The organism is Pseudomonas sp. K5002, from assembly GCF_013386655.1.
In the GTDB taxonomy this organism is placed as follows: Bacteria; Pseudomonadota; Gammaproteobacteria; order Pseudomonadales; family Pseudomonadaceae; genus Aquipseudomonas.
In genome coordinates, this window is record NZ_JACARK010000116.1 from 1 (window position 1) to 4724 (window position 4724).

At 61.9% G+C, this 4724-nt stretch carries 5 protein-coding genes and 2 pseudogenes; 6 read left to right on the forward strand and 1 reads right to left on the reverse strand.

Translation table 11 applies throughout. The features are described from left to right. The 3 genes and pseudogenes from HX846_RS07190 to hpaI all read left to right on the forward strand — a co-directional run. Positions 1-212, forward strand: a pseudogene (locus HX846_RS07190) (MFS transporter); the annotation flags it as partial. A gap of 10 nt (positions 213-222) precedes the next feature. Then, the gene (gene hpaH, locus HX846_RS07195; RefSeq protein ID WP_177021252.1) at positions 223-1026 is read left to right on the forward strand and encodes a 2-oxo-hept-4-ene-1,7-dioate hydratase; all 804 of its coding nucleotides are present in this window, start codon (positions 223-225) and stop codon (positions 1024-1026) included. Between the two features lie 18 nt (positions 1027-1044). After that, entirely contained in the window at positions 1045-1845 is an 801-nt protein-coding gene (hpaI, locus tag HX846_RS07200) for a 4-hydroxy-2-oxoheptanedioate aldolase (protein WP_178965184.1), read from the forward strand. A gap of 132 nt (positions 1846-1977) precedes the next feature. On the opposite strand, the gene hpaR is transcribed toward hpaI, so the two are convergent. Continuing rightward, a complete protein-coding gene (hpaR, locus tag HX846_RS07205) occupies positions 1978-2400 on the reverse strand; it encodes a homoprotocatechuate degradation operon regulator HpaR (protein WP_003209875.1) in 423 nt (140 codons plus the stop codon). Positions 2401-2595: 195 nt separating this feature from the next. Here hpaR and HX846_RS07210 point away from each other — a divergent pair, with 195 nt between their 5' ends. The 3 genes and pseudogenes from HX846_RS07210 to HX846_RS07220 form a co-directional block, all read left to right on the forward strand. After that, on the forward strand, positions 2596-3894 hold the full coding sequence (locus HX846_RS07210; protein WP_178965185.1) for an FAD-binding oxidoreductase: 1299 nt from the start codon (positions 2596-2598) through the stop codon (positions 3892-3894). A gap of 154 nt (positions 3895-4048) precedes the next feature. Beyond that, positions 4049-4414 carry a cupin domain-containing protein gene (locus HX846_RS07215; protein ID WP_003209872.1) on the forward strand — a complete coding sequence of 122 codons (366 nt, stop codon included), beginning with the start codon at positions 4049-4051 and terminating at the stop codon, positions 4412-4414. A 52-nt stretch (positions 4415-4466) separates the two neighbouring features. Then, positions 4467-4724, forward strand: a pseudogene (locus HX846_RS07220) (helix-turn-helix transcriptional regulator); the annotation flags it as partial.

Sequence of the window (4724 nt, forward strand, 5' to 3'; positions counted from 1 at the left end):
CGGCGTTCCTGTCCAACAGCACCCAGGCGGCCGGCATCGCGCTGATCAGCTCGTTCGGCAGCATCGCTTCGTTCCTCGCGCCCTACCTGATCGGCTGGATGCGCGACACCACCCAAAGCGCGAGCCTGGCCCTGTACGTGCTGGCGCTGCTTATCGCCCTCGGCGGCCTGCTGGTGCTGCGCACCCATGCGGCCATCGTCAATCCCCAGTAGAGATTTTGTCATGCTTGATCAAGCCCTTATCCAGCAAGCCGCCGCCCGCCTCGACCAGGCCGAGCGTTCCCGTGAACAGGTGCGCCAGTTTTCCATGGAGCATCCGAACATCACGATTGAAGACGCCTACGCCATCCAGCGCGCCTGGGTGGCCCGGAAAATCAAGGACGGGCGCAAGCTGGTCGGGCACAAGATCGGCCTGACGTCGCGGGCGATGCAGGTGTCGTCGAACATCACCGAGCCGGATTACGGCGCCCTGCTCGATGACATGTTCTTCGACGAAGGCACCGACATCCCCTTCGAGCGCTTCATCGTGCCGAGGGTGGAAGTGGAACTGGCGTTCATCCTCGGCAAGCCGCTCAAGGGCCCGAACTGCACGATTTTCGATGTGCTCGATGCCACGGAATGGGTGATCCCGGCGCTGGAAATCATCGACGCACGCATCCAGCAGATCGACCCGCACACCAACGCCACCCGCAAGGTATTCGACACCATTTCCGACAACGCCGCCAATGCCGGCGTGGTGATGGGCGGCCGCGCCGTGCGCCCCACCGAGATCGACCTGCGCAAGGTGCCGGCGGTGCTATACCGCAACGGGGTGATCGAAGAGTCCGGGGTGTCGGCTGCGGTACTTAACCATCCGGCCAAGGGCGTGGCCTGGCTGGCGAACAAACTGGCGCCGTACGACGTCACCCTGCAACCCGGCCAGATCATCCTCGGCGGCTCCTTCACCCGCCCGGTGGCGGCGAATCCGGGTGACACCTTCCATGTCGACTACGACATGCTGGGTTCCATCTCCTGCCGCTTTGTCTGAATACTGGAGGACTGTTTCATGGACATGCCCATCAACCGCTTCAAGCAACGCCTGCAACGTGGCGAGACCCAGATCGGCCTGTGGCTCGGTTTGGCGGACGCTTATTGCGCCGAACTGGCGGCGAATGCCGGGTTCGACTGGCTGCTGATCGACGGCGAGCACGCGCCCAATGACCTGCGCGGCATGCTCGGCCAACTGCAGGCTGTCGCGCCTTATGACAGCCAACCGGTGATTCGCCCGGTGATCGGCGATACGGCGTTGATCAAGCAGGTGCTGGATATCGGCGTGCAGACGCTGTTGGTGCCGATGGTGGAGACGGCTGACCAGGCACGGCAGCTGGTGCGGGCGATGCGTTATCCACCGGGTGGTGTACGGGGCGTGGGCAGCGCACTGGCGCGGGCGTCGCGCTGGAACAGGATTCCCGGTTACCTGGATGAGGCCGATGCACAGATGTGCCTGCTGGTGCAGATCGAGAACCGTGAAGGCCTGGACAACCTGGACGCGATTGCGGCGGTTGATGGCGTGGATGGGGTGTTTATCGGGCCGGCGGATTTGAGTGCGGCCATGGGGCATCGGGGGAATCCCGGGCACCCCGAGGTGCAGGCGGCGATTGAGGACGCCATCGTACGGATTCAAAAAGCCGGCAAGGCGGCGGGCATCTTGAGCGCGGATGAGAAACTGGCGCTGCGGTATATCGAGCTGGGGGCGGCGTTTGTGGCGGTAGGGGTGGATACGACCGTGTTGATGCGCGGGTTGCAGGGGTTGGCGGCGAAATTCAAAGACACCGCAACACCGGCCATTACCGGCGGCGTGTACTGACGCTCTGAAACCACAAAAATCCAAAATGTGGGAGCGGGCTTGCTCGCGAAAGCGGTGTATCAGTGCCAGGTTTGTTGGCTGACCCACCGCATTCGCGAGCAAGCCCGCTCCCACATTTGGATCGGCGGTGTGTCAGCGCTTGATAGTCTTCAACTCATCCAGCAACCCCAACAACACCTGCAACTTCTCCTCCCCGAACTGCTCCTGCAACCGCTGGTAATTCTCCTCCATGCACTGGCTCATCGACTCGAAACTGGCCTTGCCCTTCTCCGCCAGCGTCACCAGCACCCGCCGCTGATCCTGCTCGGCCTTGCGCCGGTGCACCATCCCCGCCGCCTCCATGCGCACCAGCACGCCGGTCATGCTCGGCTTGAGAATGCACGCCAGTTCCGCCAGTTGGTAAATCTCCAGCTCATCATGCTGGCTGAGAATTCGAATAACCCGCCATTGCTGCTCGGTCAGCCCATGCTCATTCAGCGAGGGCCGGAAAAAACTCATGGCCGCTTCACGGGCCTGAAGCAAGGTCAGGGTCAGGGATTGTCTGGGTTTCAACATAGGCTCAGGGTCACGATAGATTTAGTTAATGTTTTAACGAAACTCTAACACTCTCCTCCCCACCTCACGCTATAACTTGTGAAGCCGGCGAAGGCTCTGGCGCGCAGGATCAAAACCGGCGGCACACAGAATCAAGACATCCAGCGCGCCAACGGCCTTAATACACTCATTAGCTCTTCACTGTCAGGCAGCGCAATGATCAATATCGAAACGCCGACCTATTACACGGCGACCAAGAAATACAACCTCAGCTTCCCCACCCTGGAGCAGGACGTGGAAGCCGACGTGGTGATCATCGGTGGCGGCTTTTCCGGGATCAACACCGCCCTGGAGCTCGCCGAAAAAGGCATCACCAACATCGTCGTGCTGGAAGCGCGTTACCTGGGTTTCGGCGGAACCGGGCGTAACGGTGGGCAGATCATGGCCGGCATCGGCCACGACCTGGAAAAGATCAAGAAGGACGTGGGTGAAGACGGCCTGCGCCAGATCTTCGAGATCAGCGACCTGGGCGCCGACATCATCAAGAACCGCATCGCCAAGTACGACATCGATGCCGACTTCTGCCACGGCTATGGCTACATGGGCTTCAACGCCCGCCAGGAAAAGACCCTGCGCGCCTGGGAGAAAGACTTCAAATCCATCAACACCCAACACGAGATCCGCTTTCTTGGCGGCTCCGACGTCAGGCAGATCATCGGCTCCGACGCCTACAGCAGCGCCCTGCTGCACATGGGCGGCGGGCATGTGCACTCGTTGAACCTGCTGCTGGGCGAAGCCAAGGCTCTGGCCGGCCACGGCGTGCGGATTTTCGAGAACAGCCCGGCGCTGGAAGTCAGTTATGGCGAGCGCATCACCGTGCGCACCGGCCGCGGTTCGGTCAAGGCCAGCAAGCTGCTGTGGGCCTGCGACAGTTTCCTCAACAAGCTGGAGCCAGAACTGCACCGCTCGACCATCAACACCTACGCGTTCCAGATGATGACCGAGCCGTTGCCAGAAGAGCTGATCAACCGTATCAGCCCGATTCGCGGGGCCTACAGCGACATTCGCCCGGTGATCGACTACTACCGCGTCACCCACGAAAACCGCCTGCTGTTCGGCGCCGCCACGCCTTTGGTGGAGCACATTCCCGGCGATTTGAAAGCTTGGAACCGCAACCTGATGCTGAAGATTTTCCCGTACCTCAAGGACGTGAAGATCGACCTGGCCTGGGGCGGCCCGATGGCCTGCAGCCCGAACCTGTTCCCGCAGGTCGGCACCCTGCCCGGGCGCAGCAACGCGTTCTATGTGCAGGGCTATTCGGGCTTCGGCGTGACCCCAAGCCACATCATCTGCAAGGTGCTGGCCGAAGGCATGAGCGAAGGCTCGGCGCGGTATGACCTGGTCAGCTCGATCCATCGCCCGACCATCATCGGCAAGGACTCGATCCGCCCGCTGCTGCTTACCGCCGGCAAATCCTGGCACCAGCTCTCCGGTTACTGGAACGGCCGCCGCTAAATCCCACGCCTGACACCTGTAGGAGCGAGCTTGCTCGCGAAAAACCCAAGGGCGCCGCGTTAATCCAGGACGCCAACGTCATCGTTGACGACCTTCGCGAGCAAGCTCGCTCCTACAGTTGGTCACTAATTTTTTCTCATCAGGAGCAACTGCCATGACCCTCGTTACCCTCAAGAAAGACATCCAGCTATCCGAACTCGACGCCTGGGGCACCGTCGCCGACCTCGGCTCGACCATCCTCGAAGGCGAAGTCCGGGCCTTCGGCAAAATGACCTTCGGTGCCCCCACCGACCCGGTCAGCAGCGCCTATTTCGGCACCACCCAGGGCAAGTTCCGCATGGTCTACCCGTTTGCCGAACAGGCCACCGTGGTCACCGGCGAAGTGGTACTCACCGACGAATCCACCGGCCAGAGCACCCGCTACAAGGCCGGTGACAGCTGGTTCGTGACCAAGGGCACCCCGGTGCTGTGGGAAGTGGTCAGCGAAAGTTTCGTCAAACACTACTTCGCCGTGGTGTGATAGCCCCGGCTGCCGGCACCCGTCGGCAGCCTTTTGGCGCAGGTGCCCACCCATGCACGCTCTCCCCGCCCACGAAGTCGCCGGCCAGTGCCTGCAGGCTTTCACCCGCTTGATTCCGGTCAGCCAAGCCGCGTTCTATTGCGTCGACCGCCAGCTGCAAGCCCGGGATTTCCAGTTGCACGGCATGAGCGGCGAAATGCACCGCGACTACCTCGACAACTACCGCCAATTCGACCCGTTGCAACCGCGCAACTGCCTGTCCAGTGGCCTGGCGGTGGTGCCGCTGGGCCTTGCCATGGCCCGCCAGCCG